General features: G+C 64.5%; 28 protein-coding genes and 1 rRNA gene. 17 read left to right on the top strand and 12 right to left on the bottom strand.

Features of this window, described 5'->3' with window-relative positions:
- Positions 1-182: 182 nt before the first annotated feature.
- The 8 genes from rrf to IEY43_RS16430 all read left to right on the top strand — a co-directional run bounded on the left by rrf (position 183) and on the right by IEY43_RS16430 (position 9,151).
- Positions 183-299: ribosomal RNA gene (gene rrf / locus IEY43_RS16465) — 5S ribosomal RNA — on the top strand.
- Between the two features lie 269 nt (positions 300-568).
- The gene (locus IEY43_RS16460; RefSeq protein WP_188949857.1) at positions 569-1,351 is read left to right on the top strand and encodes an SDR family oxidoreductase; all 783 of its coding nucleotides are present in this window, start codon (positions 569-571) and stop codon (positions 1,349-1,351) included.
- A 206-nt stretch (positions 1,352-1,557) separates the two neighbouring features.
- Positions 1,558-3,531 carry a M13 family metallopeptidase gene (locus tag IEY43_RS16455; RefSeq protein ID WP_188949855.1) on the top strand — a complete coding sequence of 658 codons (1,974 nt, stop codon included), beginning with the start codon at positions 1,558-1,560 and terminating at the stop codon, positions 3,529-3,531.
- A 76-nt stretch (positions 3,532-3,607) separates the two neighbouring features.
- Positions 3,608-5,167: a lysine--tRNA ligase gene (gene lysS / locus IEY43_RS16450; protein WP_229777458.1), complete on the top strand. Its 1,560-nt coding sequence runs from the start codon at positions 3,608-3,610 to the stop codon at positions 5,165-5,167.
- Between the two features lie 5 nt (positions 5,168-5,172).
- Positions 5,173-5,340, top strand: coding sequence for a hypothetical protein (locus IEY43_RS16445; protein ID WP_188949851.1), 168 nt, complete (start codon positions 5,173-5,175; stop codon positions 5,338-5,340).
- A 136-nt stretch (positions 5,341-5,476) separates the two neighbouring features.
- A complete protein-coding gene (locus tag IEY43_RS16440) occupies positions 5,477-5,797 on the top strand; it encodes a histone-like nucleoid-structuring protein Lsr2 (RefSeq protein WP_047117705.1) in 321 nt (106 codons plus the stop codon).
- Between the two features lie 264 nt (positions 5,798-6,061).
- Positions 6,062-8,575, top strand: a complete 2,514-nt coding sequence (locus IEY43_RS16435) for an ATP-dependent Clp protease ATP-binding subunit (protein ID WP_188949849.1) — start codon at positions 6,062-6,064, stop codon at positions 8,573-8,575.
- Between the two features lie 111 nt (positions 8,576-8,686).
- Positions 8,687-9,151, top strand: coding sequence for a hypothetical protein (locus IEY43_RS16430; protein ID WP_188949847.1), 465 nt, complete (start codon positions 8,687-8,689; stop codon positions 9,149-9,151).
- Here the strand turns inward: IEY43_RS16430 and IEY43_RS16425 are convergent.
- The 4 genes from IEY43_RS16425 to IEY43_RS16410 are packed head-to-tail and all read right to left on the bottom strand — an operon-like array spanning position 9,148 to position 11,681.
- Positions 9,148-9,594 carry an iron chaperone gene (locus IEY43_RS16425; RefSeq protein ID WP_188949846.1) on the bottom strand — a complete coding sequence of 149 codons (447 nt, stop codon included), beginning with the start codon at positions 9,592-9,594 and terminating at the stop codon, positions 9,148-9,150. The two genes, IEY43_RS16430 and IEY43_RS16425, sit on opposite strands and share 4 nt — an antisense overlap.
- Entirely contained in the window at positions 9,591-10,013 is a 423-nt protein-coding gene (locus tag IEY43_RS16420; protein ID WP_188949844.1) for a VOC family protein, read from the bottom strand. Before IEY43_RS16420 ends, IEY43_RS16425 begins: the two co-directional genes overlap by 4 nt.
- 48 nt (positions 10,014-10,061) lie before the next feature.
- Positions 10,062-10,460: a helix-turn-helix domain-containing protein gene (locus IEY43_RS16415; protein WP_188949842.1), complete on the bottom strand. Its 399-nt coding sequence runs from the start codon at positions 10,458-10,460 to the stop codon at positions 10,062-10,064.
- A 3-nt stretch (positions 10,461-10,463) separates the two neighbouring features.
- On the bottom strand, positions 10,464-11,681 hold the full coding sequence (locus IEY43_RS16410; protein ID WP_229777457.1) for an MFS transporter: 1,218 nt from the start codon (positions 11,679-11,681) through the stop codon (positions 10,464-10,466).
- Between the two features lie 131 nt (positions 11,682-11,812).
- On the opposite strand from IEY43_RS16410, the gene IEY43_RS16405 reads away from it, so the two are divergent.
- Positions 11,813-12,319, top strand: a complete 507-nt coding sequence (locus IEY43_RS16405; protein WP_188949840.1) for an amino-acid N-acetyltransferase — start codon at positions 11,813-11,815, stop codon at positions 12,317-12,319.
- 1 nt (position 12,320) lies between these two features.
- On the opposite strand, the gene IEY43_RS16400 is transcribed toward IEY43_RS16405, so the two are convergent.
- Together IEY43_RS16400 and IEY43_RS16395 are read right to left on the bottom strand one after the other, a co-directional pair.
- Complete coding sequence (locus IEY43_RS16400) at positions 12,321-13,121, bottom strand: DUF1206 domain-containing protein (RefSeq protein ID WP_188949838.1); 801 nt, start codon at positions 13,119-13,121, stop codon at positions 12,321-12,323.
- A gap of 52 nt (positions 13,122-13,173) precedes the next feature.
- Positions 13,174-14,082, bottom strand: coding sequence for an iron-sulfur binding domain-containing protein (locus tag IEY43_RS16395; RefSeq protein WP_188949836.1), 909 nt, complete (start codon positions 14,080-14,082; stop codon positions 13,174-13,176).
- Between the two features lie 84 nt (positions 14,083-14,166).
- Here IEY43_RS16395 and IEY43_RS16390 point away from each other — a divergent pair, with 84 nt between their 5' ends.
- Positions 14,167-14,769 (top strand): hypothetical protein, encoded by a 603-nt coding sequence (locus tag IEY43_RS16390; RefSeq protein ID WP_188949834.1) that lies wholly within the window; start codon positions 14,167-14,169, stop codon positions 14,767-14,769.
- A 19-nt stretch (positions 14,770-14,788) separates the two neighbouring features.
- Here the strand turns inward: IEY43_RS16390 and disA are convergent, their stop codons facing one another.
- From disA to IEY43_RS16375, 3 genes are read right to left on the bottom strand one after another with little or no spacing between them, the layout of a single operon-like run.
- Entirely contained in the window at positions 14,789-15,862 is a 1,074-nt protein-coding gene (gene disA / locus IEY43_RS16385) for a DNA integrity scanning diadenylate cyclase DisA (protein WP_188949832.1), read from the bottom strand.
- A 33-nt stretch (positions 15,863-15,895) separates the two neighbouring features.
- Positions 15,896-17,290, bottom strand: a complete 1,395-nt coding sequence (gene radA, locus IEY43_RS16380) for a DNA repair protein RadA (RefSeq protein WP_188949830.1) — start codon at positions 17,288-17,290, stop codon at positions 15,896-15,898.
- 20 nt (positions 17,291-17,310) lie between these two features.
- Positions 17,311-18,453, bottom strand: a complete 1,143-nt coding sequence (locus IEY43_RS16375; RefSeq protein ID WP_188949828.1) for an FUSC family protein — start codon at positions 18,451-18,453, stop codon at positions 17,311-17,313.
- A gap of 217 nt (positions 18,454-18,670) precedes the next feature.
- On the opposite strand from IEY43_RS16375, the gene pstS reads away from it, so the two are divergent.
- From pstS to pstB, 4 genes are all read left to right on the top strand, one after another.
- Positions 18,671-19,792: a phosphate ABC transporter substrate-binding protein PstS gene (gene pstS, locus IEY43_RS16370; RefSeq protein ID WP_188949826.1), complete on the top strand. Its 1,122-nt coding sequence runs from the start codon at positions 18,671-18,673 to the stop codon at positions 19,790-19,792.
- A gap of 115 nt (positions 19,793-19,907) precedes the next feature.
- Entirely contained in the window at positions 19,908-20,843 is a 936-nt protein-coding gene (gene pstC / locus IEY43_RS16365) for a phosphate ABC transporter permease subunit PstC (protein ID WP_188949823.1), read from the top strand.
- Positions 20,843-21,985 (top strand): phosphate ABC transporter permease PstA, encoded by a 1,143-nt coding sequence (gene pstA, locus IEY43_RS16360; protein WP_188949821.1) that lies wholly within the window; start codon positions 20,843-20,845, stop codon positions 21,983-21,985. Before pstC ends, pstA begins: the two co-directional genes overlap by 1 nt.
- 49 nt (positions 21,986-22,034) lie before the next feature.
- On the top strand, positions 22,035-22,814 hold the full coding sequence (pstB, locus tag IEY43_RS16355) for a phosphate ABC transporter ATP-binding protein PstB (RefSeq protein ID WP_188949819.1): 780 nt from the start codon (positions 22,035-22,037) through the stop codon (positions 22,812-22,814).
- Positions 22,815-22,945: 131 nt separating this feature from the next.
- Here the strand turns inward: pstB and IEY43_RS16350 are convergent, their stop codons facing one another.
- Positions 22,946-23,305, bottom strand: coding sequence for a hypothetical protein (locus IEY43_RS16350; protein ID WP_188949817.1), 360 nt, complete (start codon positions 23,303-23,305; stop codon positions 22,946-22,948).
- Here IEY43_RS16350 and IEY43_RS16345 point away from each other — a divergent pair.
- The 3 genes from IEY43_RS16345 to IEY43_RS16335 all read left to right on the top strand — a co-directional run bounded on the left by IEY43_RS16345 (position 23,296) and on the right by IEY43_RS16335 (position 24,745).
- Positions 23,296-23,964, top strand: a complete 669-nt coding sequence (locus IEY43_RS16345) for a response regulator (RefSeq protein ID WP_188949815.1) — start codon at positions 23,296-23,298, stop codon at positions 23,962-23,964. The two genes, IEY43_RS16350 and IEY43_RS16345, sit on opposite strands and share 10 nt — an antisense overlap.
- A 107-nt stretch (positions 23,965-24,071) precedes the next feature.
- Complete coding sequence (locus IEY43_RS16340) at positions 24,072-24,548, top strand: hypothetical protein (protein WP_188949813.1); 477 nt, start codon at positions 24,072-24,074, stop codon at positions 24,546-24,548.
- Entirely contained in the window at positions 24,548-24,745 is a 198-nt protein-coding gene (locus tag IEY43_RS16335) for a helix-turn-helix transcriptional regulator (RefSeq protein ID WP_188949811.1), read from the top strand. The genes IEY43_RS16340 and IEY43_RS16335 overlap by 1 nt, the downstream gene beginning before the upstream one ends.
- A 12-nt stretch (positions 24,746-24,757) precedes the next feature.
- Here IEY43_RS16335 and IEY43_RS16330 read toward each other — a convergent pair whose 3' ends face one another.
- On the bottom strand, positions 24,758-25,777 hold the full coding sequence (locus tag IEY43_RS16330; RefSeq protein WP_188949809.1) for an inorganic phosphate transporter: 1,020 nt from the start codon (positions 25,775-25,777) through the stop codon (positions 24,758-24,760).
- 5 nt (positions 25,778-25,782) lie between these two features.
- Positions 25,783-26,397, bottom strand: coding sequence for a hypothetical protein (locus tag IEY43_RS16325; protein ID WP_188949807.1), 615 nt, complete (start codon positions 26,395-26,397; stop codon positions 25,783-25,785).
- Positions 26,398-26,631: the final 234 nt, after the last annotated feature.

The following is a 26,631-nucleotide window of genomic DNA, read 5'->3' as shown; positions in this document are numbered from 1 at the left end:
GCTGACCTGTACTAATAGGCCGATGACTTACAACACACTATAAGATTGTGTGTCGACAAAATTCATATTTTTGCTGTTCGCGTTCACTATGCGGTTACGAGACAACAACCTCGAAACCTGAAGAAGTTTTTTTGCAGGACGTTAGTGCCGGATCACCTGTGGTTTGTGTGCTTCGTGATTGTTACGGCGGTCATAGCGTGGGGGAAACGCCCGGTCCCATACCGAACCCGGAAGCTAAGGCCCATTGCGCCGATGGTACTGCACTCGTGAGGGTGTGGGAGAGTAGGTCACCGCCGGACTTAACTTGAAGATGTGTGGCCCTGGATTTGTGTCCGGGGCCGCACGTGGTTAACGGGGAGGCCCTGGCACAGTGTGTCAGGGCCTTCGCCATTTAAAAGCTCAATTCCATGCTGGTTCATGCTGATAATTGACTTAGACAATGGAGTTCCGGACCAAGACCGATTTCCTGCTAAACGCCTTTTTGTCGCTAGTCTGTTTTTAAGCGCTCACCGCGAACTCACTTCTGCGGTTCAGCGACAGACATCGAGATGAATCGAGGACTCAGGTTTTGAGAACTTACATCGTAACTGGAGCAGGATCCGGAATCGGCATGGCAACCGCAGAACTTCTGCGCGAACGCGGCCAGAAAGTCATCGGCGTGGACCTACGCGGTGCGGAAATCACCGCGGATCTCTCCACCACTGAAGGCCGCAAGGCAGCGATCGAAGAGACCCTGCGCTTGAGTGAAGGCAAGATTGATGCAGTGATCGCAGCTGCGGGTATTTCTGCTCCCAAGGCGCTGACCGTTGCGGTCAACTTCTTCGGCGTTACCCAGTACCTCGAGGGACTGCTGCCTGCACTGTCGCAGTCCGAGGCCCCACGAGTAGCCGTGGTGTCGTCGATGGCATCGCTGCAGCCAAACTCGGCCGAGCTTGTCGACGCCTTGCTGTCGGGAGACGAAGAGGCCGCCCTGGCCATCGGCAAGTCCTTGGAAGAGCAGGGCCCGAAGACCGGCTACCTGAACTATCCTTCGTCCAAGCGCGCCCTGAGCCGCTGGGTCCGCCGCGAATGCATCACCCCTGCATGGGCAGGCGCCGGCATCCCGCTGAACGCCGTTGCACCAGGCACCGTGATCACCAACATGACCCGCGAGATGCTCTCGACCGCAGAAGGCCGTGCCGGCGTTGACGCCCACGTTCCGATGCCTCTGAACTACCACTCGGAAGCGGTAGTCATCGCCAAGCTGCTGCTCTGGTTGACCAGCGAGGAAAACACCCACGTAACGGGCCAGACCATCTACATCGACGGCGGCGCTGATGCCTCGCTGCGCGGCGACGATATCTGGAGCTGAAGCCAGGCACGAGGAGCCTGCTGATGGCGGCGAATCGTTCCAGCCTGCAAGGTTTCTGATGTAGCTGCTGCCCCGAACACCCTGGTGCTCGGGGCAGCAGGCATTTAAGCCGTGGGTGGATGACTTCCAGAGACTGATCCTATTCCGGAAGAACTGGCTACAGTGTGTAATAGATTTAGCCCGAACTTCTACGAAGGAGCAGCTCCTTGACTACCGAATTGCCTGATGTCCTGAAGTACCGTGACGACGCCATTCGCCCGCAAGACGACCTGTACCGCCATAGCAACGGCAAATGGTTCGAGACCGCGACCATCCCCAGCGACCAGGGCATTTACGGCTCCTTCATGGAACTGCGCGATGAGGCCGAAGCAGCTGTGCACGCGATCATCGAAGACGCGGTCGCGGCGCACGCCTCCGGCGCGCCGATCGACGCCGCCACCCGGCGGATCGCCCACCTCTACGGCTCTTTCATGAACGAGGAGGTCATCGAGGAACGCGGCGCGGATCCGGTGGCCAGCTACCTGGAATCCATCGCAAAGGTCCAGGACGTCCAGGGGCTGCTCGAGCTCTCCGGCTCCTTCTACCGCAAGGGCATCAGCGGCTTCGTCGACATCGGCGCGATGAGCGACGCCGGAGACCCGGACCGCAACCTGCTGACCTTCCTGCAGGCGGGACTTGGCCTGCCGGACGAATCCTACTACCGCGAAGAGCAGTTCGCGCAGACCGTCGAGGACTACCGCGGGCACCTAGCGCGCCTGCTCGGCTTGGGCGGCATCGAGGACGCCGAAGCCGCCGCGGCCTCAGTGGTGCAGCTGGAGACCGCTATCGCCTCCCACCATTGGGACCGGGTCAAGGTGCGCGATGCCCAGGCCCGCTACAACCTGCTGCCCGGTGCGGAGCTATTCGGTCTCATGCCGGGCCTGCGTAGCTGGCTGGGCGGCGCCGGCATCGAAGAGAAGTATTTCAGCGAGGTGGTGGTCTGGCAGCCGAGCTATATCGAGGCGCTCTCCGGGCTGCTGGAAGAGCATCCGCTGGAAGCCTGGAAGAACTGGCTGACCGTGCAGGTGCTGCGCTCGTTCGCGCCATACCTGTCCAGCGCCTTCGTGAACGAGAACTTCTCCTTCTACTCGGCCAAGCTCGGCGGCGTGGAGAAGCTCAAGGACCGCTGGAAGCGCGGGGTGGCCTTCACCGAGGGCGCCGTCGGCGAGGACCTGGGCCAGCTCTACGTGGCCGGGAACTTCCCTCCGGAGGCCAAGACCGCCATGGACGCGCTGGTGCAGCGCCTGATCGAGGCCTACCGCATCTCCATCAGCAACCTGCCGTGGATGGGCGCAGACACCGTGCAGAAGGCGCTGGACAAGCTTTCCAAGTTCCGCCCGAAGATCGGCTACCCGGACCAGTGGATCGACTACTCCTCGATCGAAACCGACGAGCTGGACGTGATCGCCAACCGCGCGGCCGCCAACGAGTTCGAGTTCAGGCGCGAGCTGAAGAAGATCGATGACGGGGTGGACCGCGAACTGTGGTTCATGTACCCGCAGACCGTCAACGCCTACTACCACCCGCTGCTCAACGAGATCGCCTTCCCGGCCGCGATCCTGCGCCTGCCGTTCTTCGACGTGGACCGCGACATCGCCTCCAACTTCGGCGCCATCGGCGCGGTGATCGGCCACGAGATCGGGCACGGCTTCGACGACCAGGGCTCGCAGTACGACGGCAGCGGCCAGCTGACCAACTGGTGGACCGATGCCGACCGCGAAGCCTTCGAGAAACTGACCGGCAAGCTGGTCGAGCAGTACAACGCGCTGAGCCCGACCGAAGCGCCGGACCACCAGGTCAACGGCGCGCTGACGCTGGGAGAGAACATCGGCGACCTGGGCGGCGTGGGCATCGCCTACAAGGCCTACAAGCTCGAGCTCGCGGCCAACGGCATTGTCGAGGACGAAGTCATCGACGGAGTCACCGGCGACCAGCGCTTCTTCTACTCGTGGGCCGAGTGCTGGCGCACGCTGATCCGCCCGGAGACCGCGATCATCCGCGTGACCACCGATCCGCACGCTCCCGGGGAGTTCCGCTGCAACCAGGTGCCGAAGAACCTGGACGCATTCCACAAGGCCTTCGGGACCAAGCCGGGGGACGGCATGTGGCTCGACCCGGAAGAGCGCGTAGTGATCTGGTAGACCGATTCGGGGCGCGGAAGGCACAGGCCTTCCGCGCCCCGGCTGGTTAACCGGGGTGCGGGGTGTAAGTCTGGTCATGATCAGGCCAACAGCCCCGGAATCACGCGTAGAATGGGATATTGTGACTTCCGAAATTAATTCCGCACAGGCCCCTGATCCGAACGACCAGCGTCAGGTCCGCACCGATAAGCGCAACCAGCTGCAGGCGCTTGGTGAGGAAGCCTACCCAGTTGGCGTTGCCCGCACCCATTCCCTGCAGGAGGTGCGCGAAAAGTACGCGCATCTGGAAGCGGGCGAAGAGACCGAGGACATCGTCGGCATTGCCGGGCGCATCGTCTTCATGCGCAACACCGGCAAGCTGTGCTTCGCCACCCTCCAGGAGGGTGGACCGCAGGGCGTCGGAGTCCGGCTGCAGGTCATGCTCTCGATGGCGAATGTCGGCGAAGAGCGCCTGGCCCAGTGGAAGTCGCTCGTCGACCTGGGCGACCACGTTTTCGTTTCCGGCAAGGTCATCTCCTCGCGCCGCGGCGAGCTGTCCATCATGGCCGACTCCTTCCAGATGGCGTCCAAGGCGCTGCGCCCGCTTCCGGTGCTGCACGCCGACCTGAACGAGGAAACCCGCGTCCGCCAGCGCTACGCCGACCTGATCGTGCGCAACGAAGCCCGCGAGATGGTCTACAAGCGGGCCGCCATTGTCCGCGCGGTGCGCAACACCCTGGAGAACCGCGACTACGTCGAGGTTGAAACTCCGATGCTGCAGCTGGTGCACGGCGGCGCCTCGGCTCGCCCGTTCAAGACCCACCTGAACGCGTTCGACCAGGAAATGACCCTGCGCATCGCCACCGAGCTGTACCTCAAGCGCTGCGTCGTGGGCGGAGTGGACCGCGTCTTCGAAGTGGGACGCATCTTCCGCAACGAGGGCGTCGACTCGACCCACTCGCCGGAGTTCACCACCCTCGAATGCTACGAGGCCTACGCCGACCAGTACGTCATGGCGGACCGCATCAAGGAGATCATCTTGAACGCGGCGGATGCCATCGGCGCCGGCCGTACCATCGAGACCGCCAAGGGCACCATCAACCTCGATGGCGAATGGCGCTGGCTGAGCGTCTACCCGGGCCTTTCCGAAGCCGTCGGCGTGGAGATCACCCCGGAAACCGAGGCCTCGGTGCTCCGCGAAATCGCGCAGAAGCACGAGGTGAAGTTCGACCCGGCCTGGGGCGCCCAGAAGCTGGTCATCGAGCTGTTCGGGGAGATCGTTGAACCGACCCTGATCGACCCCACCTTCGTCTGCGACTACCCGCCGCTGGCCCAGCCGCTGGCACGCCCGCACCGCTCCAAGCCAGGTGTCATCGAAGCCTGGGACCTGATCATCGGAGGCATGGAGCGCGGCACCGCGTTTTCCGAGCTGATCGACCCGGTCATCCAGCGCGAGCGCCTGACCGAGCAGTCGCTCATGGCAGCCGGCGGAGACCCGGAAGCCATGCAGCTGGATGAGGACTTCCTGCGTGCACTGGAATACGGCGCCCCTCCAATGGGAGGTATCGGCCTGGGCATCGACCGTCTGGTCATGCTGTTTACCGATGTAGGTATTCGCGAGACCATTTTGTTCCCACTTCTCAAGCCGGAGGCGTAATTACCATGCCATTTGTAGAGGCGTTCGTTCCCAGCATCGCGCTTGGCCTGCTTTTTTGGTACGTAATGAAAGCACTTACCAATGCTGATCGCAAAGAGCGGCAGGCAGAATCAGAAGCCGATGCACAATTTGAGAACCGCACCGAATCGGATACTCGTTCAACTCTCGAATAAGCTATTCCTGATAATTCCTTGTGAATTGACCTTCTAATTCGGAATGTTTCGTATTAATGTCTATACTTGAGCTACGAAATTGGAGTAACGCTTACTAGCCCTACTCAACGAAATTAGAGCCGGAGGGAATTCTCAAATGGCACGTCAGGTTCAAATTGCGCTGATTGACGATATTGATGGCAGCGAGGCAACAGAGTCTATTGCCTTCAGTATCGCCGGCCAGCATTTTGAGATCGATTTGAACGATGAGCACGCTGCGCAATTCCATGCGGCCCTGGAGCCTTATATTGAGGCAGCGCGCTCGTCGAAGCAAACCGCGGCAAGTGAAGCCCCGGCAATTCGTGCTTGGGCCAAGGAAAACAACATCAAGGTAAACGCCCGCGGGCGCCTTAACGCCGATGTTGTCGACGCCTACAATGCGGCAATGCGCAAGGGTGGTCGCAACCGCGCCAAGTAATTCGAGCGCTGGGAATAAGCCTCTATTTTAGGAAGCCCGTACTTTTTAAGTACGGGCTTCCTGTTTTAATCACTAACCGAAGATAATTTCTCTCGATATTTACTTGGTGTACAAATAAATGAAATTCTATCTACTATCGGTAATCGCTTCGAACTGAATCGAGCGTGAAGTAGCGGTGCGGGTTATCCCCGTGGCGAACAAGGGAGAATTGCTGGCCGAGGGTGCGTAGCATCGAACTATTGGTAAGCAAGGAGTGTGCCGAAGATGTTTGAGAGATTTACCGACCGTGCCCGCCGAGTTGTCGTGCTCGCCCAGGAAGAGGCGCGCATGCTCAACCACAACTACATCGGCACCGAGCACCTGCTGCTCGGTCTAATCCACGAAGGCGACGGGGTGGCCGCCAAGGCGCTCGAGTCGCTGAATATTTCGCTGGGTGCCGTCCGCGAGCAGGTTCAGGAGATTATCGGCAAGGGCCAGCAGGCGCCTTCCGGTCACATCCCGTTCACTCCTCGCGCCAAGAAGGTTTTGGAGCTCTCGCTGCGCGAAGCGCTGCAGCTGGGACATAACTACATCGGGACCGAGCACATCCTGCTCGGCCTGATCCGCGAAGGCGAGGGCGTCGCTGCCCAGGTGCTGGTCAAGCTCGGCGCCGACCTCGGTCGCGTCCGCCAGCAGGTCATCCAGCTGCTCTCCGGATACCAGGGCGGCAAGGAAACCGCCTCGGCCGGCGTCAGCTCGGGCGGCCAGCAGGAAGGCGTGCCGGCAGGCTCGGCCGTGCTGGACCAGTTCGGCCGCAACCTGACCGCTGCTGCCCGCGAAGGCAAGCTGGACCCGGTCATCGGCCGTGAGCACGAGATGGAACGCGTCATGCAGGTTCTGTCCCGTCGCACCAAGAACAACCCGGTCCTGATTGGCGAGCCGGGTGTCGGCAAGACCGCGGTCGTCGAGGGCCTGGCCCAGTCGATCGTGCGAGGCGACGTCCCGGAGACCATCAAGGACAAGCAGCTGTACACGCTTGACCTCGGTTCGCTGGTGGCCGGCTCCCGCTACCGCGGCGACTTCGAGGAACGTCTGAAGAAGGTCCTGAAGGAAATCCGCACCCGCGGTGACATCATCCTCTTCATCGACGAAATCCACACCCTGGTCGGTGCCGGTGCCGCCGAAGGCGCCATCGACGCAGCCTCGATCCTCAAGCCGATGCTGGCCCGCGGCGAGCTGCAGACCATCGGTGCCACGACCTTGGACGAGTACCGCAAGAACATCGAGAAGGATGCCGCCCTCGAGCGCCGCTTCCAGCCGATTCAGGTCAAGGAGCCTTCCGTTGAGCTGACCACGCAGATCCTGCGCGGCCTGCGCGACCGCTACGAGGCGCACCACCGCGTGACCATCACCGACGGCGCGCTGCAGGCCGCCGCCCAGCTGGCGCACCGCTACATCTCGGACCGCTTCCTTCCGGATAAGGCAGTCGACCTGATCGACGAGGCCGGCGCACGTCTGCGGATCCAGCGCATGACAGCGCCTCCTGCTTTGAAGGAGATGGACGAGGAAATTGCCACCGTCCGCCTCGAGAAGGAAGCGGCCATCGACGCACAGGACTTCGAGGGTGCGGCATCGCTGCGCGACAAGGAGTCCAAGCTCATCGAGGCCCGCAACGACAAGGAAAAGGCCTGGCGCAACGGCGACCTGGACGAAATTTCCGAGGTCACCGAGGAGCTCGTCGCCGAGGTTCTGGCCAACTCGACCGGCATCCCGGTAGTGAAGCTGACCGAGGAAGAGTCCACGCGCCTGCTGAACATGGAAGATGAACTGCACAAGCGCGTCATCGGCCAGGATTCGGCCATCAAGGCCATCTCCCAGGCGATCCGACGCACCCGTGCTGGCCTGAAGGATCCGAACCGCCCGGGCGGCTCGTTCATCTTCGCCGGCCCGACCGGCGTGGGCAAAACCGAGCTGGCCAAGGCGCTGGCGGAGTTCCTCTTCGGTGAGGAAGACGCGTTGATCACCTTGGACATGTCCGAGTACTCGGAGAAGCATACGGTTTCCCGGCTCTTCGGCGCGCCTCCAGGCTACGTCGGCTACGAAGAGGGCGGTCAGCTGACCGAGAAGGTCCGCCGCCGTCCGTTCTCCGTGGTGCTGTTCGACGAGGTTGAGAAGGCCCACGCGGACCTGTTCAACTCGCTGTTGCAGATCTTGGAAGACGGCCGTTTGACCGACTCGCAGGGTCGCGTGGTGGACTTCAAGAACACCATCATCATCATGACCACGAACCTGGGTACCCGTGACATCTCCAAGGGTGTCATGACAGGTTTCCAGGCTTCGGGCGATACCCGAACCGGCTACGAGCGCATGCAGGCCAAGGTCCAGGAGGAGTTGCGCCAGCATTTCCGCCCTGAGTTCTTGAACCGCGTTGACGACATCGTCGTCTTCCCGCAGCTGAGCCAGGAAGAGATCGAAGAGATCGTCGACCTGTTCATCGGCCGTCTGCGCAAGCGCCTGGACGAGCGTGGCATGACCATCGAGCTGACCGCTGCGGCCCGCAGCCTGCTGGCACAGCGCGGCTACGACCCGGCCATGGGCGCCCGCCCGCTGCGCCGCACGATCCAGCGCGACATCGAGGACCAGCTTTCCGAGAAGATCCTCTTCGGCCAGATCGTTACCGGCCAGAAGATCACCGTGGACGTCGAAGGCGAAGGCGAGAACCGGAAGTTCAGCTTCCACGCCGAAGGCGGCACCGGCGAACTTGAAGGCGAACCGGCACCGGCCGCGCTGGAAAGCTAGACCAAGCACGAAACAACCCGCGGGGCGCGGACCTGGAGAAATCCAAGTCAGCGCCCCGCGGGCTGTTTAACGGTGATTGAGCCGTCGACATCGAGCCGGTAGGCTCGGGATATGTCTGCCGTCCGCAAATATTCTTTCCTGCTGATCGGGCCCGGTGCAGCGTTGCTGCTCTATGCCGGGTCCTATCTGCTGCTGCGGGCGGGACTTCCCGAACAGATCGTCCGTCATCTTGGGCCGGATGGAGCAGGCTACGGTTCGACACCCCTGGTGCTGGGTGTTGCTGCTTGCATAGCTGTGGCGGCTTTCGGCATCGGGGCGTGGACCTGCAACGACTTCACCGCGTTGGGGCACTGGTACGCGGGCCCCAAAGCGATTGTCGTGTGCTTCCTGGCCGCAGGCTACGGGGTCCTGGCCTTGGGGCTGGGCATGATGCTGGCCGCCAGCGTTCCCGGAACCCGGGACCACGGGGCAGACACGATCGGTTACAGCCTGCTTGCGCTGCTCCTGGGTTTCAGCGCCGCGGCCGCGGTGCTGAGCCGGAAGCTGCCCGAAGCGCAGCGGGAGACCCTGGGCTAGTTACCGACGGCCTTGCCGACCAGCGCGATGACCTGCGCCTCGAGCTGGTCGTCCAGCGCGGTGATGGCGTAGGCGGTGGGCCACAGCGTTCCGTGATCCAGCTGGGCCGCATCGTTGAAACCGAGAGTCAGGTAACGGGCCCCGAACTTCGCTGCGTCCTGGATGAAGCACAGGATCTGGCCGTCCAACGCGTAGGCGGGCATCCCGTACCAGGTCTTGGGCTCAAGCTGGGGCGCGGTTGTGGTGATGATGTGGTGCAGCCGCTGCGCAATTTCCTTGTCGCTGCCGGTGTAGGAGGCGATCTTTTCTTCGACGTCTTTGCGGGCCTGGGCCGCTTTTTCGGCCTTGGTCATGCGCTTCTTCGGTGCGCGGACTTCCGCTGCGCGCTCCTTCATCGCCGCCTTCTCGGCGGCGCTGAAACCTTCCTGATCCGTGGTGGTCATGATATTTGCTCCTCAGCTGCTTGGTTGATGCGGACCATGTTGCCGGATGGATCCCGGAACGCGCAGTCGCGGGGCCCCCATGGCTGCTTCATGGGTTCCTGAAGTACTTCGGCTCCGCTTGCCGACAAGGATTCGAACAGCGAATCGAGATCCGGCACGGTGAGAACCAGCCCGCCCATGGCGCCCTTGGCCACCAATTCTCCGAGCGCCTGCGCATCCTCGTCGGAGCGTCCCGCGCCGGGTGCGGAAAGCACGAGGTTCAGCCCGCCTTGGGCCGGGACGGACAGCGAGACCCAGCGGAACCCGGCGTTGGACACGTCGGAGACCACCTCCAGCCCCAAGCCGTCACGGTAGAAGGCCAGGGCTTCGTCTACATCCAGCACGGTGACCGGAACGAATTGAACTGAAATGTTTGTCATGATTTCAGACTAGGGGAGCTTGCCGCCGCCCCGCTTCTTCAAAACTGCTCAGAATCTTTCGGGCCGCAGAAGAACCTTGGCAATGCACGACGGGATCTGTTCGGTCTGCGAATGCTCGCGTGCCCTGTAGGACGAAGGGGATTCGCCGACGACTTCGGTGAAGCGGGTGCTGAAGGATCCCAGCGACGTCCATCCCACCTGCATGCAGGCATCGGTGACACCGACCCCGGCACGCAGCAGATGCATGGCCCGTTCGATGCGGCGGGTCAGCAGATAGGAATGCGGAGTCTCGCCGTAGGCCCGCTTGAACTCGCGCGAAAAATGCGCGGGAGACATGAGTGCGCGTTGCGCCATCGCGGGCACATCCAGCGGTTCAGCATAGTGCCGGTCCATCAAATCCCTGGCGCGGCGCAGGTGGGCCAGTGTTTCCAGCATCTTGGCGTCCATGGGCTAGGAACTCCTGCGACGTCGGAACACCAGGAAAAGGCCGAGCAGGGTGCAACTGAGGTAGATGCAGACCACGGCGATCCAGCCGGCGGTGAAGCCGCCCGGCGAACTGATCAGCAGGCCCATGGCCAGTGGGCCGACGGTGAAACCGCCGAACTGCCCCGCCGAGACGATGCCGCTGGCGCTGCCCATCCGACTGATCGGGATGGCGCGCAGCAGCGCGGCCATCAACACCACCGAAACGCCCAGCGCCGATGCACCGTGAAGCACCACCGCAAGCCACAGCAGGGTCGCCGAATGCGCCTGCTGGGCCATCAGGAAGCTGACGCCTCCGGCGGTGGCGAGGACCGCCAGAAGGAGCAGCAACTTCGGTGCGGGAACACCGCGCGACATCATCCTGCCCCAGCCCACGCGGGCGCTGATGCCTACCACCCCGGCCACCGCGGCGGTGAGGCCACCGGCAACCAGCGAGAAATCCAACTCGCGCACCGCAAAAAGGGGGATGTAGACGTTCGTCGCCTGGACGCCGATGCCGTTGATGAAGCCGAAGAGGGTCAGCGCGAAAATGATGAAGCGGGTTGAGGCCGCATCCGAGCCGGCCGGCCGCCCAGCCCCGGCGCGGGGCTTCGCTGGCGCCGGAACCGGCAGTAGCGGGACAGCTGCTACCACCCTGACGGCCAGGATTCCCAGCAGCGCAGCGACCACGGCCCCGGCCAGCGAGGCGCCGTGCCAGCCGATGACCGCGGCCAGCATGGGGAAGCCAACGCTGCCGATCAGCTGCGACACCTGGACGCCTGACTGCTTGACACCCGTCCAGGCGATGCGCTGGTCGTGCGGCACCCGCTGGGCGAGAATGCGGTTGGTGACGCCATTGGGGAAGGATTGGGCGAAGCCTGAGATCCCCGAGGCAAGCAGCAGGAATGCATACCCGGCCGGGAGCGCTGCAAGCCCCATGGCCAGCGCCGCCATGCCGAAGACCAGCAGGAGCAACCTGATGTCGGCCTGCCGGTCGGCGAATTTGCCGAAAGCCACGTTGCCGATGGCCGCGCAGCCAAAACACACCGTGGCGAGCAACCCGAACTGCGTCTCGCTGATGCCCAGATCGCGGATGATCAAGTCGCTGGTGGCGCTGAGCCCGTAGTTCAGCAGCGGGGCGATGCCTACCGCGGCAAGAAGGACGGATAGCAGCCCCAATCCCGGGCGTGCTGTGCTCTGCGACATTTTCATCCTTCGATTCAGCGGGCGGCCATCACCGACACCAAGTTTGGCACAGGTCACGCGGCACGGTGCCTTCCATGACATATCGACCCGGATGCTCGAATCCGCGACCCTGCAGGCATAGGATTTAAAAGGTGAATACTTATACCGTCCGTTCAGCGAAGACCAGCGATGTCCCTGCAATCCGGAACCTCGTGCGGCCACTGGCCGAGGAACGCATTCTGCTGGACAAGGAAGCGGTGACCTACTACGAGTCCATCCAGGAATTCGTGGTCGCCGAGGACGCCGACGGAAACGTGGTCGGCTGCGGCGGACTGCACGTGATCTGGGAAGACATTGCGGAGATCCGCACCTTGGCCACCTCCAACGAACTGCGCGGCAAGGGCGTGGGGCACGTGCTGCTCAACGAGCTGCTTCGGAGGGCGCGCGAGGTCGGCGTGCACCGGGTCTTCTGCCTGACCTTCGAGGTGAAGTTCTTCGAACGCCAGGGCTTCAGCGTCATGGCGGACCAGAGCGCCGTGGACCCGGCGGTGTACCAGGAAATCCTGTTGTCCCGCGACGAAGGCGTGGCCGAATTCCTGGACCTGGCAAGGGTCAAGCCGAATACGCTGGGCAACACCCGAATGATCATTTCCCTATAGTTCAATCCTCCATGGTGTCGAAGCGGGAACGGAAGACCAGGAACACCGCATAGGACAGCAGACCCGCGCCAACGAGCACCAGGGCAAGCGGGCCGAACTGCTGGCTGCCCAGCGCTTTCAGCGCCCCGTCGATGCCGGTCGATTCCTCTGGATCACCCTGCACGGTGGAAACAATGAAGAGCAGCCCCGCCGAACCCAGCACCAGGCCCTTGGCCGGGTAGCCGACGACGCCCGAAACGGTGATCGCCTTGCGCAGCCCCCGATGGCCGGAGGTCTGCAAGTCCTTCAGGAATCCGCGGGTAATCCCCCGGTAAATGAAGTAGCCGCCGACGCCGATCAGCACCAGACCCAGCGCAATCAAGGCTCCACGGCCAGCGGCGGAGCGCATCAGCGCTGCGCTGAAGGAGCTGGTGGCCTGCCCCGAATCGCTCTGGTTGCCGAGCGCGAATTGCAAAAATGCGCCGCCCAGCACGAGGAAAACGATCCCGGTTCCGGCATGCTTGAGCCTCTTGAGTACCTTGGGCTGGGGGAGCGCTGCCTGCGCGAGGGACCAGAAACCCAGCAGCCCAGCTCCGATCGCGCAAACCCACAACAGCACGATCCCCCACGGTTGGGCGGCCAACGTCTGCAATGCCCCGCTCTGGTCTGCCTCTGCGCTATCGCCGCGAGCAAGCAGCAAGGCGAGGAATCCGAGCATCGCGTGAAGCACCGCGTTGGCCACGTAGCCGAGCCGCGCCGCGCGCTGGAACCACGGGCTCCGGGCCGTCTGGCGCGCCTTGCCGGCAGCGGAAGAGATATCCATGCACTTAGCTTAGGTGCGCATCCGGGATTTGGCAGTACCTTTTAGCCGCCGCTCAGGAAGGCAGCCTGACGCCGTCGGGTTCGGCAACAGCCAAGCCGTCCTTGAGCAACCCGGCCAGCGCCCGCTCGCGTTGTTCCAGCGGGGATTCCAGCTTGCCCAAAGCCACGTACATCGCGTGGGTTTGCGTTGAGAGATCCGTCAGGAACGTTGTTTCCGGCACCGGATCTTCGTGCTCGCGCAGAATTGCCATGATGGCTCCGCGCACCTGTCGGTCGGTGCCATGCCACGCCTGCCCCTTGGGGGTGTAGTGCGGTTCGGGCTTGCCCGCGGCGATCCAGGCGCAGTCGTCAAAGACCGGGCACGACTCGCACTTGGGGCTGCGCGCGGTGCAGACCAGGGCACCGAGCTCCATGACGGAGATGTTCCAGAGGTTTGCCTCCCGGCGGCCGGCCGGCTGCACCTCGCGGGCCCGTGCGAACTCGCTGGCACGGGGGCTGGGTTCGGGCAGCGCCATGCCTCCGAACAGCCTGGCCTGGACGCGGCGGATATTCGTATCAACCACCACGGTGGGCTCGCCGAAAGCAAAGCAGGCGATCGCTGCTGCGGTGTAGTCTCCTACTCCGGGCAGCCTCCGCAGCTCGGCTTCGGTCTGCGGCACCTGTCCGTTGTATTCGGTGGTGATTTCCACTGCCGCCGCATGCAGGCGCTGGGCGCGGCGCGGATATCCGAGCCTGCCCCAGGCCTTCAAGGCCTCGGACAACGGTTCTGCCGCCAGATCTTCCGGGGCGGGCCAACGCTTCATCCACTCTTCCCAGACCGGAAGCACCCGAACCACCGGCGTCTGCTGCAGCATGAATTCACTGACCATGACCGCCCACCCGGTGACCCCGGGACGACGCCAAGGCAGGTCGCGCTGGTTGTTCAGATACCAATGATTGATCTTCTCGTGGATTTGCTGCACACTTCCACTCTAAGTCAGCGGATTCACGGTGCAGAACTGCTGGATGTCACACGGTGCGGCCATGCAATGAACTAGCCTTAAGCCATGAGCAACACATCGGGGGGCCAGCCATCGGCCCGCGTCTACCGGCGCCGGCGCATCACCGTGGCTGTTCTGGCTCTCGTACTTGTAGGCCTCATTGCCTGGGGTGTCACCGCAGTCATCGGGATGTTCGGCACAGGCGACGATCCCAAGGCATCGACGCCCGCTCCCGTCGAAGCCTCGCCCAACACCTCCGGGCCCTCCGAAGAATCGGCATCCAACGCCTGCAAAGCCGGGGAAATCGCCATCACTGCAACCACCGACAAGCAGTCCTACGCATCAGGCGAAGACCCGGTGCTCACCCTTGGAATTGAAAACACGTCCAAGCGGGACTGCGAGCTGAACGTCGGCACCAGCCAGCAGGAATTCTTGATCTCCAGCGGTTCCGACAGGATCTTCTCCACGGTCGACTGCCTGAGCAACGGCGAGGACGTCGTGCTGGGTTTTGCCGCCGGCCAGAAGGAAAGCGCGAAGTTCACCTGGAACCGCACCCGGTCCGCACCGGGCTGCAAGGCGGTCAACGTGCAGCCGCTGCCGGGGACCTACAAGTTCACCGCGGCGATCGGCGAGCTGACCAGCGAGCCGGCGACGTTCGTGCTCAAGTAGCCGATTTTTCCGCGCGGGCCTAGATATAGCGGTCCAGCAACGAGGATTCGGCCATGCGGGCGAGGCCCTCGCGGATCGAGCGGGCACGCTGTTCTCCTACGCCCTCGATCTCCATCAGCTGGCTGGTCGTGGCGGCCATGAGCAGCTGCAGGTTGTCGAAGGACGCGACCAGGCGTTCGCCGATGGCCTTGGGGACCGTGCGGATCTGCGACAACAGGCGGTAGCCCTTCGGAGTGAGCGTATCCTCCTGGTCCGCGGTCGAATTCGGGAACAGGATCCTTGTCAGCGCCTCGGGTTCGATCAGCTGTGCATCGGAGATCTCGTGCAGCTTCTCCAACGCCGCCTCGATGTCCAATTCCTGCCCCTCGGCATGGGAGTAGTCGCGCAGCAGCAGCTGGTTGTCGATCTGGATGCCGGCCAGCAGTTCGGTGTGCTGGGAGGCCAGCAGGCGGCCGTCCGCGCCGAGCTCCAGCACGGAACGCGAAATCTCTTCGCTGGTGCGGCGCAGCATCTCGGTGCGCTGCAGCACCGCCAGCACCTCGCGGACCGTGGCGGTGTCCTCGATCTCCGCCGCCGACAGCGCGCTGGTCACCTGGTCAAGCCGGTGGCGGTAGCGTTCAAGGGTGGCAATCGCCTGGTTTCCGCGGGCCAGCAGCCGTTCGGCAGGCTCGAGCACGTGGCGCTCGCCGGCGGCATAAAGGGTGATGGTCTGCATGGACTGCGACACCGATATCACCGGGAATCCGGTTTGCACGGCGACGCGTTCCGCGGTGCGGTGCCGGGTGCCCGATTCCTGGGTCTCGATGCCTGCGTCGGGCATCAGCTGCACTCCGGCCTGCAGGATCTGGCGGGCCGAGGCGTCCAGGATGATTGCACCGTCCATCTTGGCCAGCTCGCGCAGGCGGGTGGGGGTGTAGTCCGTATTGATCCGGAAACCGCCCGAACAGATGGATTCGACCTCCTTGTCGTGCCCCAGCACGATCAGTGCGCCGGTGCGTCCGCGCTGGATGCGTTCCAGGCCTTGGGCCAGCTCGGTGCCCGGGGCGATCCGGGCCAGGGTGGAGAGAAGTTCGGGTGCGGGATGCGATTTCAACGTGCGTCCTTTCAGCGGGCAGCAGCTCCCATTTTATCGTGTGGGCTTCTGCCTCTGGTTGAACGCGATATCCAGTGCCTGGGCAATGTTCTCCACCTGGAAAACGCGGATGCCATCGGGCACGTTTTTCAGCGGTTCGGGGGTTGCCGGAGCCATGGCGAAGGAGAAGCCCAAGCGCTGGGCCTCGGTGATGCGCCGCGCAATCTCCGGGACCTGGCGGACCTCTCCGGCAAGCCCCACCTCGCCGAAGGCGACGAAATCCTGCGGCAGTGGGAACTCGTTCAGCGAGGAGGCCAGCGCCAGCGCGCAGGACAGGTCCGCGGCCGGCTCGCTGATCTTCACCCCGCCGACGGTGGCGATGTAGGAGTCCATGGAGGAAAGGTCCATGTGGGCGCGGGCCTGCAGGACGGCGACCACCATCTGGGCGCGCGCGGCGTCCAGCCCGCTGGTAGCCCGGCGCGGCGCGGGCCCGCTGCCGCGTGAGAGCAGGGTCTGCACCTCGGCCACCAGCGGCCTTCGGCCTTCAAGCGTGACCGTGATGCAGGTACCCGGAACGGGGTTGCGGGTGCGGGTGACGAAGAGCTTGGAGGGGTCGGTCAGCGATTCAATGCCGTCCTCGTTCAGGTCGAAGCAGCCGACCTCGTCCGTTGCCCCGTAGCGGTTCTTCAGCGCACGAAGTATGCGCAGGCGGGAATGCTTCTCGCCGTCGAACTGGCACACCACGTCCACCAGGTGCTCCAGCAGGCGGGGGCCCGCCACCGAGCCTTCCTTGGTCACGTGCCCGACCATGATGGTGGTCATGCCGCGGGTCTTGGCCGCGTTGATGATGGAGGCCGCCACCTCGCGCACCTGCGAGACGCCGCCGGCCGCGCCGTCGACCTCTGCGGAGGAGAAGGTCTGCACCGAGTCGAGGATCAGCAGCTGCGGGTTGATCTCCTGGATCTGCCCCAGCGCCAGCGAGAGGTCGGTTTCGGCCGCCAGGTAGAGGTTGTCCGCGACGGCGTTGATGCGTTCGGCGCGCGATTTCACCTGCGCCGCGGATTCCTCGCCGGTCAGGTAGAGGACTTTCAGCCCGGTGTTGGCGGCCTTGGCGGCCACATCCAGCAGCAGCGTGGACTTGCCGACCCCGGGCTCCCCGGCCAGCAGGATGGCCGCGGCCGGCACGAGGCCGCCGCCCAGCACGCGGTCCAGCTCGGAGACCCCGCTGGGACGGAATGCGGCTTCGGAGCCGTCGATCTGCGCAATGGGCTTGGCCGGATGGGCGACCTTGGCCGCGGGGGCGGTGCGCGCGGAGACCACGCCGACCTCTTCCACGGTGCCCCAGGCCTGGCATTCGCCGCAGCGGCCCACCCATTTAACCGTGGTCCAGCCGCATTCGGAGCACTTGTAGCTCGCGGTGGATTTGCTGCGTGTGGAAGTTTTGGCCATGGCTTAATGCTAGCGACCCGCTAGGACAACTTGGGCAGCGCCCCGATGGCTGCCTCGTGGTCGAGTCCGGCGGCCTCCAGCAGATCCACCAGCATCGGGCGCAGCAGCAGCACCAGGCCTTCGCCCTGCAGGCCCTCGACGCCCAGCGCCCGCGGGTCGAGCTGCGCGGCGGCGGCGGCCAGCTGGCTGCGGGCGTTTTTCTCGAACTTGTTCTGCCCGGCCAGATTAGGTTCACGCACCGAATGCGCCAGCGCGTTGATGCCCTCGGAAACCTCGCGCAGCAACGGCGCCAGGTTGGCCGATCCTTCCGGGGTCAGTGCGCTGTTGCTCAGCACCGAGGAGAGCCTGCGGGCGAAGACGCGGGCGTTGCGGGCGGCCCAGTCGTAGTGGTTGAAACGATCCGAAAGCCGGGCGAGTTCCTCGCGGTGGCGCCGGCCGGCAGGGGAGAGCATCGCGATTTCCTGGGCCGCCCTGAATGCTCCGGGCAGCTGGTCCAGGTGCTTTTGGGTGGCTCGGGCCTTGATCAACGCATGGAACGCAGCCCTGCGGTCATCGTCGCGGATCGCCCAAGAGCATTCCAGCATCGCTTCGGACAGTTCCTTGAACAGCTCCGAGAGTGCGGCCACCGGGGTGCGGCGCGGATCCGAGGGCCACAGGATGATGATCAGCAGCGCCAGCACCGAACCGGTCAGCGCATCCAGGGACCTTGAGAAGGGCCCGTCCACGCTGATCGGAAGCAGCACCACCAGCGCAGACTGCATACCCAGCTGGGTGGAGAAGATCGGACCGGAATCCAGATAGCGGGCCACCACCAGGCTCAACGACATCACCACGGCCGCCTGCCAAATGCCTTGGCCGAGCCAGTGCATGAGCGTATCGCCCAGGGCCACGCCCAGGGTGCAGCCGAGCGCCACCTCGGCGGTGCGGCGTACGGTGGTCGCGCCGCCGAAACCCAGCGAGATCAGCGCGCTGGTCGCGGCGAAGATCGGCTGGGTGTGCCCCAGCAGCGTGTCGGCCACCCAGTAGGCGCCGACTGCGCCGAGGGTCATGCGGATGATCCGCGGCAGGGAGTTCCTTGCGCGGACCAGGCCAGCGGCATTGCGCCGGGCCAGGAAGTTCGTGAGGTCTCGGCGCTTGCTGCCGGAGGTGCGAGCGATGGCCATGAGCATAGTCTTTCATGAGCTGTGCAGGCTCCCGGGGCAGGGACACAGCAATCGCGGTGATCAGGATCACCGAAAGTTGCAGGGGTTGTTAACCTTTCGTTCACCTTCGCTGGGGGATCTGGTTACTTTGGCTCCTTAGCCTCATAAGTGAAGCAGGACAAATGTCCGCTCGAAGGTTCAGATTCTTATCTACCAACTCTTATGGGGAGTAACTCTCGTGAAGCTCAATCGTCTTGGCAGTGCAGCTGCTGTTCTTTCTGTCGCAGCTCTCGCACTGACCGCCTGCGGTTCCGACAACCCGACCGGCGCCGCCGGCGCATCGGCGTCGGGCGAAACCCCGGCGGCCAACGCCGCGGTTTCCGGCACCCTGACCGGCATCGGCGCTTCGAGCCAGAAGTCGGCCATGGAAGCCTGGATCACCGGCTTCAAGGCCGAAAACCCGCAGGCCAACGTCCAGTACTCGCCGGACGGCTCGGGTGCCGGCCGCAAGGCGTTCCTGGCCGGCGGCGCGCAGTTCGCCGGTTCGGATGCCTACCTGAAGCCCGAAGAAGCAGAAGAAGCCAAGCAGGTCTGCGGCCCGGACGGCGCCTTCAACGTCCCGGCCTACGTTTCCCCGATCGCGGTGGCCTTCAACCTGGACGGCGTCGACGAGCTGAACCTCGATGCCGGCACCATCGCCAAGATCTTCAAGAAGGAGATCACCACCTGGAACGATGAGGCCATCGCCAAGCAGAACCCGGAAGCCACTCTGCCGGACACCGCCATCACCGTGGTGCACCGCAATGACGAATCCGGCACCACCGAGAACTTCGTCGAGTACCTGAAGGCCGCCGCGGGCGACGTCTGGACCTACGAGGTCTCCGGCGACTGGCCATCGGACATCCAGTCGGAGAACGCCAAGGGCACCTCCGGCGTGGTCTCCACCACCGGCTCGACCGACGGCGCCATCACCTACGCCGACTTCTCCGCCGTGGGCGACCTGTCCACCGTGAACGTCAAGGTCGGCGACGAGTACACCAAGATTTCCGCCGAGGCCGCGGCCAAGGCCCTGGAAACCGCCACCCCGGTCGAGGGGGCCGCCGAGAACGACCTGGCCCTGGACCTGGAGCGCGACACCACCGAGGCCGGCACCTACCCGATCGTGCTGCTCTCGTACCACATCTTCTGCACCACCTACAAGGACCAGGCAACCGTCGACCTGGTGAAGGCCTTCGGCAACTACGCCGTCTCGGCCGAGGGCCAGAAGACCGCTTCGGACTCGGCCGGCAACGCCCCGCTGTCGGCCAGCATGGAAGAGAAGGCAGCGGCTGCCATCGACTCCATCACCGTCGCCAAGTAGCACCCCGCCGGGAAACCGGCACCCGGCGCGGGCGGGCAACCGCCCGCGCCAAACCCCCTCCACCCCCGCAGCGCAAGCTGCAACACCCCTCCAATATCCGTAAAGGCTTTAGCCAATGACTACCAATGCTTTGACGAGCAAGTCATCGACTTCCGGCCGCGCCGGGGACAAGATCTTCTCAGGCGCCGCGCTCGGCGCCGGTGTACTGATCCTGATCACCCTGTTCGCGGTGGCGGTCTTCCTGCTCATCCAGGCCCTGCCGACGTTCATGGCCGATCCGGCCGATATTTCCGGCGGCGCCGGCTTCCTCTCCTACATCTGGCCGATCGTCGTCGGCACCGTCATCGCGGCGGCCATCGCACTGCTGATCGCCACCCCCGTCGGGCTGGGCGTGGCGCTGTTCATCTCGCACTTCGCCCCGCGCCGGATCGCCGGCCCGCTGGGCTACGTGATCGACCTGCTGGCCGCCATCCCGTCGGTCATCTACGGCGCCTGGGGCTACATGGTGCTGGCCCCGGCGCTGGTGCCCGGCTACGACTGGCTGGCCAGGAACCTGGGTTTCATCCCGATTTTCGAAGGCCCCGCCAGCCAGACCGGCAAGACCATGCTCACCGCCGGCATCGTGCTGGCCGTGATGGTGCTGCCGATCATCACCTCGCTGTCGCGCGAAATCTTCCTGCAGACCCCGAAACTGCATGAGGAAGCCGCCCTGGCGCTGGGCGCCACCCGCTGGGAAATGATCACCACCGCGGTGCTGCCCTTCGCCCGCCCCGGCATCATCTCCGCCACCATGCTCGGCCTGGGCCGCGCACTGGGCGAGACCATGGCCGTGGCCCTGGTCCTGTCCACCGGCAACCTCATCCCGTCGCTGATCAAGTCCGGCAACCAGACCATCGCCGCCGAGATCGCGCTGAACTTCCCCGAGGCCTTCGGGCTGCGCCTGGCCGAGCTCATCGCCGCCGGCCTGGTCCTGTTCCTGATCACCCTGGTCGTGAACATGATCGCCCGGGCAATCATCGCCCGCCACAAGGAATTCTCCGGAGCCAACTGATGAGTGCCATGACTACTTCCGAACGCAGAAATACCGCAACGCCGCCGACCGGCCCGAGCCGCAAGCGCAACTCGCTGGCCAAGGGCAAGCTGCCCAAGTGGGCCGTCCCGGCCGTCGCCGGCGGATCGATCATCCTGGGCGCGGCGGGCTCCACGCTGACCGGCTTCAACGTGGCGACCTTCGCCATCTACTCCGCGGTGATCTTCCTGGTCGCCGCCTCGGTGGCCACCACCGTGGTCGAGGGCAAGCGCCGCGGCAAGAACGCGACCTGGACCTACCTGATCTACGCATCCTTCATCCTGGCGCTGATCCCGCTGGCTTCGGTGCTCTACACGGTGCTGGAAAAGGGCCTGCCGGGCATGAACATGCACTTCCTGTTCAGCTCGATGAACGGCATCACCGGGGCGGTCGACAACCAGACCGTTGAAAACGGCACCCCGGTGCTCGGCGGCGCCTACCACGCGCTGATGGGCACCTTGCTGATCACCCTGTGGGCCACCGTGATCTCGGTGCCGGTGGGCATGCTGACCGCCATCTACCTGGTCGAGTACGGCAAGAACGGCCCGCTGGCCCGCGCCATCACCTTCTTCGTCGACGTGATGACCGGCATCCCGTCCATCGTGGCCGGCCTGTTCGCGGCCGCGTTCTTCGGCCTGCTCCTGGGCCCGAACTCCCGCATGGGCATCGTCGCGGCGGTCGCCCTGAGCGTGCTGATGATCCCGACCGTGGTCCGCTCCACCGAGGAAATGCTCAAGATCGTCCCGAACGAGCTGCGCGAAGCCTCCTACGCGCTGGGCGTGCGCCGCTGGCGCACCATCCTGAAGGTGGTCATCCCGACCGCAATCTCCGGCATCGCCTCCGGCGTGACCCTGGCGATCGCCCGCGTCATCGGCGAAACCGCCCCGATCCTGGTCACCGCCGGCATCGCCAGCAACATCAACCTGAACGTGTTCGCCAACTGGATGTCCACGCTGCCCACGTTCATCTACTACCAGATCATGACGCCGACCAGCCCGACCAACGTCGACCCGTCGATCCAGCGCGCCTGGGCCGCGGCCCTGCTGCTGATCCTCATGGTCATGGCGCTGAACCTGGCCGCCCGGTTGATCGCCAAGCTCTTCGCTCCAAAGAAGGGCCGTTGAGCTAGCGCTCCGGCCTTCGAAACCCCAAGAATTTTCAAGGACAAACACCATGGCAAAACGCATCGACGTCAACGACCTGAACGTCTACTACTCCAAGTTCCGCGCGGTTGAAGGCGTGTCCATCAACATCGAGCCGAAGTCCGTCACCGCCTTCATCGGTCCGTCCGGCTGCGGCAAGTCCACCTTCCTGCGCACCCTGAACCGCATGCACGAGGTCATCCCCGGCGGCCGCGTCGAGGGCGAAGTCCTGCTGGACGGCGACAACCTGTACGGCCCGGGCGTGGACCCGGTGACCGTGCGCAGCCAGATCGGCATGGTCTTCCAGCGCCCGAACCCGTTCCCGACCATGTCCATCAAGGACAACGTGCTGGCCGGAGTGAAGCTGAACGGCAAGAAGATCTCCAAGTCCGATGCCGACGCGCTGGTGGAGAAGTCGCTGCGCGGCGCGAACCTGTGGAACGAGGTCAAGGACCGCCTGGACAAGCCGGGCTCGGGCCTCTCCGGCGGCCAGCAGCAGCGCTTGTGCATCGCCCGCACCATCGCGGTCAAGCCGGACGTGATCCTGATGGACGAACCGTGCTCGGCGCTGGACCCGATCTCGACCCTGGCCATCGAGGACCTGATCAACGAGCTGAAGAACGACTACACCGTGGTGATCGTGACCCACAATATGCAGCAGGCCGCCCGCGTCAGCGACAGGACCGCATTCTTCAACATTGCGGGCACCGGCAAGCCGGGCAAGCTCATCGAGTTCAACGACACCGCCACCATCTTCTCCAACCCGGAGCAGAAGGCTACCGAAGACTACGTCTCAGGACGCTTCGGATAAAGATTTCGTCTACCGCCTGCCGTCAGCAGGTTGGTAGATGAACCGGAAGGGGGGTCTTCCGGGGATCCTGGAGGGGATCACCGCCAGCGGCGCACCGAAAGGTGCGCCGCTGGTTTTTAAACCATCGGTGCTCAGCCGCGGGCCGCCGTGCTGGCTCCGGCCTGTCCGGCGACGGCACGGGATGACCGGGCCAGCAGCACTGCGGCGGCCACAAGCCACGGCGGCAGGAGCACGTAGCACAGGAAGCCGCCCGGAGGGATGTGCAGCGCCCCCAGCAGCCCTAGGATCCCCAGCGCTGCGGTGGTGTAGGCGAACCACGAAGGCAGCAGGCCGGTGCGCCGGGCGCCGAGCCCCATGGCGATCAGCGCAGTGCTCAGCCCGGTGAGGGTCACGAACCAGCCGTGGACCTGCAGGTAGGCCAAGGCGCCCACGCCGGCCTGGTCGGCGCTCTCGGCGGCAACCAGCATCGACTGGTTTGCCCATGCCGTCACCGCCAGGCCCGCCGCCGATAACAGCCAACCCGCATGGATGGCCGCCGAGTACCCCGATTTCGTGCCGGGAATTGGTGCTTTGCGGCATCGCGGATTTCCAGGTCTGCGCCATCGCGGAGGACGGAGGGCAGGCCGTCGAATTGTCCGAACTGCACCGGCCCGATGTGGTGATCATGGATCTGCGGATGCCGGTGCTCGACGGCATCGCAGCCACCGGCCGCCTCGTTTCACGCACCCCGCCTCCGGCGGTGCTGGTGTTGAGCATGTTCGGCGACGAGGACCTCGTGCTGGCCGCGCTGCGGGCCGGCGCCCGCGGCTACCTGCTCAAGGGCGCCGGCGAAGTGCAAATTGAACGCGCGGTGCGCGCGGTAGCCGCCGGGGAGGCGATCTTCGACGCGCAGATCGCCTCGCGGGTGCTGGCGTATTTCGACCAGCCAACGGATCCCGCGCTGGCGGCGCTGCCGATGCTCACCGAACGCGAGCTCCAGGTGCTGCGGTTGATGGACAGGGACTTGGGGAATGCGGCAATTGCCGCGGAATTGGGCGTCGCGCTGAAAACAGTGCGGAACCACGTGTCGAATATCCTTGCCAAGCTTCAGGTGCGGGACCGGTACGAAGCCATGCAGCGTTTGCACGCCCGTGACCAGGACCTGCGCTGAACGCAGGGCTGCCGCACTCCCGAATAAGTTTGTAAAGCTCCCTTGACTGTAAAGGAAGCTTAACCATGAGGTGGTGTCACGAGAAAGATCCGACAGGAGGAAAAACAATGCCTGAGACCCAGAAGTCGGCCTGGGGCCGCATGCGTTCGGGCGGCGGTGCCCGCAAGCTTGTTGTGCTGAGCCTTGGCGGGGGCCTGGCCGCCGCAGTCGGCCTTGCGGCTGCCGTCGCCGCAGCGGGGCCCTCGGAACGTTTCCTGGCGACACTTCTGGTCTTCGGATTCAGCTTCTGGATGCCGTTCGGCGCGCTGCTCTGGCTGCTGCTGGTCGACCGGGACACCCTGACAGGCGCCCCGAAGAATGTGGAAGACTCAGTTGAATTCCGCTGGAGCGAGCGTGCGGCGGCCGGGGTATTCCGGGATCTGCTGCTGGCCTTGGGTGTTGGTGCGGCCGTACTGAGCATTCTCCAGATCACGACGGGCCTGGCCTTGCAGTGGCCGTTGAGCCTGGTGCTCGCAGGTGTCCTGATCCTGGCGATGGCCGATTTCGGCATCCGGTTCCAGCTGGCCAAGAGGGCTGAAAGCTAGTGCAGAACTCATTGGCAGAACGCCGCAAGGCCAGGGGACTGTCACAGCAGGCGCTCGCCGACGAGCTCGGTGTTTCGCGCCAGAGCATCATCTCGCTGGAGAAGGGGCGGTACGATCCCTCGCTGCCGCTGGCGTTCAAGCTGGCAGCGGTGTTCGGGTGCGCTATCGAGGAATTGTTCACCCCGGAGCCCGAATAGGTCGACCGGAGGCTAGAAGAGCGGGCTGATGGCCAGGGTGAGCACCGCGCCGCCGAAGACGCACACCACGGGCGTCAGCACCCAGTGCCAGGCCACCCTGGCGACATTGCGCCAGAAGACCGACTCGAAGGCCTGGTTCTTGCCGGCGCCCACGATGCCGCTGGTGACGGTCTGGGTGGTGGACAGGGGCAGGTGGAAGACCAGTGAGCCGATGAACAGCATGATGGCGGAAACGCCTTGGGCGATCATGCCGCGCATCGGGTCGAAGTTCACCAGGCGGCGCCCCAGCGTGTGGGTGATGCGCCAGCCGCCCAGCAGCACGCCGAAGGACAGGGCGACGCCGGCGGCCAGCTGGATGGCCCAGGTCACCGGCCCGGGATCCATGGCGTCCCCGGTGATCAGCACCAGCGCAATCAGGGCTCCGGTGCGCTGGCCGTCCTGCAGGCCCAGCCCGAGGGCCGAGGCGCAGGCGGTGACCGCTTGGCCGGCGCGCGATACCTCGTTCACGGTACGCGAGGTATTGTGCCGCACCAGCCACATCGCGGGGATCACCACCAGGTAGGACAGCGTGTAGGCGATGACCGGGGAGATCAGCAACGGCAGCAGGACCGAGCCCACTAGCAGCGCCCAGGCGCCGGACATCGAGGCATCCCCCATGAACGCCGCGGCGCCGCTGGCGCCCACCAAGGCGGAGAGCAGCGAGTGCGTCGAGCTCATGGGCAAGCCGCGCCACCAGCAGTACAGGCCCCAGGCGCCTGCGGTCAGCAGGCCGCAGATCACCAGCTTCAGCCCGTCGATGCCGTCCGGCACGTTGAAGTTCAGGGCGTCGACCAGCGCAGTGCTCAAGCCGGAGGTGGCGATGGTGCCCAGGAAGGCGAAGAACGACGCCACCACGACGGCCACGACCGGGGTCAGCGCCCTGGTGCGCACCGCGGCCGCCACCGCAGTGGAAGCGTCCCTGAATCCGTTGAGCACGGCGTAGCCCAGGGTCAGGGCCACCGCGACGGCCGTAAGGGACGAAATAACGGTCATGGGCCTTAAGACTCCTTGACCAGTACGCGGCCCAGGTGATCGGCGAACTGGCGCAGGGTGTTGGCGGTGAGCATCAGGTGGTCCGCCACACGCTGGTGGCGGTGGATCGTGCTGGCCTTGGAGAAGGTCGCGATTTCATCCACCCAGACCAGATGGGTCCGCGCCGCACGCTTGGAGGACTGCACCATCTGCAGCCAGTTGTCTTCCAGGTCGTCGAGGTTGTTCAGCCGCTGGACCGAGTCGGAGGCCAAGTCGGCCAGCTGCGAGATGAGCTCGAGCTGCTCCGAGGAGCGCTCCGAGAGCGGAGTGGAGCCGATGTTCATGATCAGCTCGCCGGTGCCGCGCAGCTGCTCCATGGTTTCGTGCAGCAGCCTCGAGAGCGTGTACATGTCCTCGCGGGGCAGCGGGCTGATGTAGCTGGTCCGCAGGTGGGTTAGGACCGCGTGGACCAGGTCCGAGGCCTCGGCCTCGGCCGTGGCCAAGTCGCGCAGCTGCTGCGGGCGCCCCTCCGGATTGCCGATCATCTCGGAGACGCTGGCGACCGAGCGTCGAATCGTTGCGGCAAGGTCGCGCAGCAGTTCAATGCCGCGCGAGGCTGAGGGAAAGATCTGGAACTTCACTTTGTACGGCGCACCATTCAACTAGGGCATGAGAGCAGGTACCAACGCAGAACAGTTTACGTCGTTGAAGTGAACACAAGAATAATGGTGGTGCCGGACCGGGAACGCCTCTCGGCGGAAGGCCGCTCTAGGCGGCAGAGTTTTGGAGCCCGGGGTTACCAGCAGCCCGGCACCGACTCCTAGTTTTCTCGCTTCAAGCGCTTGCTGTCAACCGCCTGCTCGAATGCGTGCCGT

Origin of the sequence: Glutamicibacter protophormiae (genome assembly GCF_014647495.1) — a bacterium.
Classification (GTDB): domain Bacteria; phylum Actinomycetota; class Actinomycetes; order Actinomycetales; family Micrococcaceae; genus Glutamicibacter; species Glutamicibacter protophormiae.
Note: the sequence above shows the minus strand (reverse complement) of the source record. Positions and strands in the feature narration are given on the sequence as shown.

Coding starts and splice junctions, on each gene's coding strand:
- lysS (WP_229777458.1), top strand. CDS start 3,608: ATGATCAGGCCAACAGCCCCGGAATCACGCGTAGAATGGGATATTGTG.
- IEY43_RS16445 (WP_188949851.1), top strand. CDS start 5,173: ATGCCATTTGTAGAGGCGTTCGTTCCCAGCATCGCGCTTGGCCTGCTT.
- IEY43_RS16440 (WP_047117705.1), top strand. CDS start 5,477: ATGGCACGTCAGGTTCAAATTGCGCTGATTGACGATATTGATGGCAGC.
- IEY43_RS16435 (WP_188949849.1), top strand. CDS start 6,062: ATGTTTGAGAGATTTACCGACCGTGCCCGCCGAGTTGTCGTGCTCGCC.
- IEY43_RS16430 (WP_188949847.1), top strand. CDS start 8,687: ATGTCTGCCGTCCGCAAATATTCTTTCCTGCTGATCGGGCCCGGTGCA.
- IEY43_RS16425 (WP_188949846.1), bottom strand. CDS start 9,594: ATGACCACCACGGATCAGGAAGGTTTCAGCGCCGCCGAGAAGGCGGCG.
- IEY43_RS16420 (WP_188949844.1), bottom strand. CDS start 10,013: ATGACAAACATTTCAGTTCAATTCGTTCCGGTCACCGTGCTGGATGTA.
- IEY43_RS16415 (WP_188949842.1), bottom strand. CDS start 10,460: ATGGACGCCAAGATGCTGGAAACACTGGCCCACCTGCGCCGCGCCAGG.
- IEY43_RS16410 (WP_229777457.1), bottom strand. CDS start 11,681: ATGTCGCAGAGCACAGCACGCCCGGGATTGGGGCTGCTATCCGTCCTT.
- IEY43_RS16400 (WP_188949838.1), bottom strand. CDS start 13,121: ATGGATATCTCTTCCGCTGCCGGCAAGGCGCGCCAGACGGCCCGGAGC.
- IEY43_RS16390 (WP_188949834.1), top strand. CDS start 14,167: ATGAGCAACACATCGGGGGGCCAGCCATCGGCCCGCGTCTACCGGCGC.
- radA (WP_188949830.1), bottom strand. CDS start 17,290: ATGGCCAAAACTTCCACACGCAGCAAATCCACCGCGAGCTACAAGTGC.
- IEY43_RS16375 (WP_188949828.1), bottom strand. CDS start 18,453: ATGGCCATCGCTCGCACCTCCGGCAGCAAGCGCCGAGACCTCACGAAC.
- pstC (WP_188949823.1), top strand. CDS start 19,908: ATGACTACCAATGCTTTGACGAGCAAGTCATCGACTTCCGGCCGCGCC.
- pstA (WP_188949821.1), top strand. CDS start 20,843: ATGAGTGCCATGACTACTTCCGAACGCAGAAATACCGCAACGCCGCCG.
- pstB (WP_188949819.1), top strand. CDS start 22,035: ATGGCAAAACGCATCGACGTCAACGACCTGAACGTCTACTACTCCAAG.
- IEY43_RS16345 (WP_188949815.1), top strand. CDS start 23,296: ATGCCGTCACCGCCAGGCCCGCCGCCGATAACAGCCAACCCGCATGGA.
- IEY43_RS16340 (WP_188949813.1), top strand. CDS start 24,072: ATGCCTGAGACCCAGAAGTCGGCCTGGGGCCGCATGCGTTCGGGCGGC.
- IEY43_RS16330 (WP_188949809.1), bottom strand. CDS start 25,777: ATGACCGTTATTTCGTCCCTTACGGCCGTCGCGGTGGCCCTGACCCTG.